Genomic DNA, 2,780 nt, shown 5'->3' with positions numbered 1-2,780 from the left:
GTCTGGCCGAAGACCTGGTTCGAGGCGTCCGTGTGGGCGAGGCGGCGCAGCGCGGAGAAGATCGCGTCGCCGAGGACCGTGCCGACGACCGCGCTCTCGACGAGCTCCTCCCGCGCCACGTGCTGCGCCACGAACTCCAGGTCGGCCCTCGCGACCTTCTCCGCCGCGTCCGCGTACGCGTCCAGGACCTCGACGAACCGGCTGTGCCCGAGTTCGCCGAGCGTCACGAGGGTCACCGCGAGGGCCTCCGCCGCCGGACCGGCGGGGTCGGTGTGCCAGCCTCGCGCCGCGATGAGCCCGGCGACCGTCTTCCGCGCCTCCTCGATGCCGTCGCCGGGGTCGCGGTCGTAGCGCGGCACCAGAGGCTTGGTCGCCGCGCCGAGCACCTTGTGCACCGGCTGCTCGGGATCGTCGACCGCGACCACCACGCCCCGGATCGCCGCCACCGACAGGCCGCCCACGTCGAGGAGCGCCCGGATCAGGCGGAGCCGCTGCACGTGGGCCTCTCCGTACGAGGCCTGGTTCGGGCTCGTCAGCTCCCCGGCGGGCAGCAGCCCTTCCCGTACGTAGAACTTGATCGTCGGCACCGACACCCCGGTCCTGCGACTCAACTCTCCGATGCGCACAGCGCGTTCACCTTCCAGTTCCCTCTCCGGCCTTGCCGACCGACGCCCCCATCATAGATAGTGGCGCTATCAGATAGCGGCGAGTGCCACTATCCATACCTTCCCACGGGGGGATCCGTATGTCTTCGCCCGGCCCGCTCACCTCGATCGCACCAGCAGTCCGGCTTCACCGCCCCCTGGTCTGGTTCTCCGCCTCGATGGGCGTCCTCGCCCTCGTCTCGGCCGTCGGCATCTTCGTCGACGACCGGATCCTGGTCGGCGTCCCGATCTGGACCAAGCCGTTCAAGTTCTCGGTCTCTTTCGTCGCCTACGGGCTCACCATGGCCTGGATGCTCTCGCTGCTCCCCCGCGGCCGACGGGCCGGCTGGTGGGCCGGGACGGTGCTCACCGTCACCAGCACCATCGAGATGGTGCTGATCGTCCTCCAGGTGATCCGCGGCACCCGGAGCCACTTCAACCAGACGACCCCCTTCGACGCCACCGTCTTCTCGATCATGGGCGCCACCGTCGCCGTGCTCTGGCTGAGCGCCCTGGTCATCGCGGTGCTCCTGCTCCGCGCCCGGATCCTCGACCGGGCCATGGCCTGGGCCGTCCGGCTGTCCTCCCTGATCGCCCTGGCGGGCGCGGCCGTCGGCTTCCTGATGGTCCGTCCGACGCCGGAGCAGCTGGCCGTCGACAACTCGCCGATCATCGGCGCGCACAGCGTCGGCGTCCCGGACGGCGGCCCGTCGATGCCGGTCACCGGCTGGGCGACCACCGGCGGCGACCTGCGCATCGCCCACTTCTTCGGCATGCACGCACTCCAGCTGCTCCCCCTGCTCCTCATCGCCCTGACCGCCCTCGCCACCCGCGTCCCGGCCCTCGCCCGCCTGGCCGACGAGCGGATACGACTCCGCCTCGTGGTCACGGCCTCGGCGGCGTACGCGGCGACCTTCGTCCTGCTGACCTGGCAGGCACTGCGCGGCCAGGCGCTGTTCGCCCCGGACGGCGCGACGCTGGCCGCCGCGGGAGCGATCGTGCTGGTGGGCGGAGCGGCCGCGGCCCTGTCCCTCCGCACCGCCACCACCTCCCCCGCCCGCACCGAGGAGTTCGCGGCGTGACCGGCTTCCTCTTCGAGCTGACGTTCCTCTTGGCGGCGCCGGTCTGGCTGCTCATGATCTTCGCGCCGCGCTGGCGGGGCACCGAACGGCTCGCGGCCTCACCGCTGACCGTCCTGCCGATCCTGACCGTCTGGGCGGTCCTCGCCGCCCCGGTCCTGCCCGAGCTGTGGACGGCGGTCAGCAGCCCCGACATCGACGCCTTCCGCGACCTCACCACCCTCGCGAACGGGGCCGCCGCCCTCTGGGCGCAGGTCATCGCCTGGGACCTCCTCCTCGGCCAGTGGATGTACCGCGAGGCCCGCCGCCTCTCGGTGCCCCCGCTCCTGATGGCCCCCCTGCTCCTCCTGACCATCCTCCTCTCCCCCATCGGCCTGCCCCTGTTCCTGGCGGTCCGAGCGACCTGGGCGGCCAGGAGGAAGGAACACCCGGTCCCCGCCCCGGTGTGACGGCCTACCCTGACCGGATGCCGGACATCGACCGCGCCGTGGGCGCAGTACTTGGTTCCGCCGTCGGCGACGCGCTGGGCGCCCCCTTCGAGTTCGGGCTGCCCGGCGTGTTCCGGCAGCGGTTCCCGGACGGCGTCGGGGAGTTGTGCGGGGGCGGCGGCTGGGATCCCGGAGAGGCGACGGACGACACGCAGATGGCCGTCCTGCTCGGGGAGTCGCTCCTCGAACGGGGCGGCCTCGACCTGTCGGACGTCTTCGACCGCTTCCGGCGCTGGGCGGCGGCGGACCCCAAGGACATCGGCCTCCAGACGGAGCAGGTTCTGCTGGGCGGCGACGCCTGGGACACTGCCGCCGCGTTGCACTGCCAAATCAACGGGCGTGCAGCCGGCAACGCTTCACTGATGCGGGCCTCGACCTCGTCCGTGTACTTCGCGAAGCGGGGCCGGGACGAGACGATGGCCGCGACCGGTGCGAGCCCCCCGCCCGCGCCCGTGTAGGGCCCGCGCCCCGCGGGGCTTCGCCTCGCCCCGTGGGGGCCCGCGCCGGAGCGGGCGTCGCCCCGCGCCCGTGTGGGCAATCGTCCCGCAGGGCAAGGGGGTCCCCCCTGC

General features: G+C 72.8%; 3 protein-coding genes and 1 pseudogene. 3 read left to right on the top strand and 1 reads right to left on the bottom strand.

Features of this window, described 5'->3' with window-relative positions; translation table 11 throughout:
- On the bottom strand, positions 1-626 hold a 626-nt coding region (locus tag CCN56_RS35335; protein ID WP_086831870.1), incomplete at its 3' end, for a MerR family transcriptional regulator.
- Positions 627-823: 197 nt separating this feature from the next.
- Between CCN56_RS35335 and CCN56_RS35330 the strand changes: the two genes are divergently transcribed.
- From CCN56_RS35330 to CCN56_RS35320, 3 genes and pseudogenes are all read left to right on the top strand, one after another.
- Positions 824-1,726 carry a hypothetical protein gene (locus tag CCN56_RS35330; protein WP_086831869.1) on the top strand — a complete coding sequence of 301 codons (903 nt, stop codon included), beginning with the start codon at positions 824-826 and terminating at the stop codon, positions 1,724-1,726.
- A complete protein-coding gene (locus CCN56_RS35325; protein ID WP_086831868.1) occupies positions 1,723-2,172 on the top strand; it encodes an ABA4-like family protein in 450 nt (149 codons plus the stop codon). Before CCN56_RS35330 ends, CCN56_RS35325 begins: the two co-directional genes overlap by 4 nt.
- Positions 2,173-2,189: 17 nt before the next feature.
- A pseudogene (locus CCN56_RS35320) lies at positions 2,190-2,636 on the top strand (ADP-ribosylglycohydrolase family protein); the annotation flags it as partial.
- Positions 2,637-2,780: the final 144 nt, after the last annotated feature.

Origin of the sequence: Streptomyces sp. NRRL B-24572 (genome assembly GCF_002156145.1) — a bacterium.
Lineage (GTDB): Bacteria > Actinomycetota > Actinomycetes > Streptomycetales > Streptomycetaceae > Streptomyces > Streptomyces vietnamensis.
Note: the sequence above shows the minus strand (reverse complement) of the source record. Positions and strands in the feature narration are given on the sequence as shown.

Coding starts and splice junctions, on each gene's coding strand:
- CCN56_RS35330 (WP_086831869.1), top strand. CDS start 824: ATGGGCGTCCTCGCCCTCGTCTCGGCCGTCGGCATCTTCGTCGACGAC.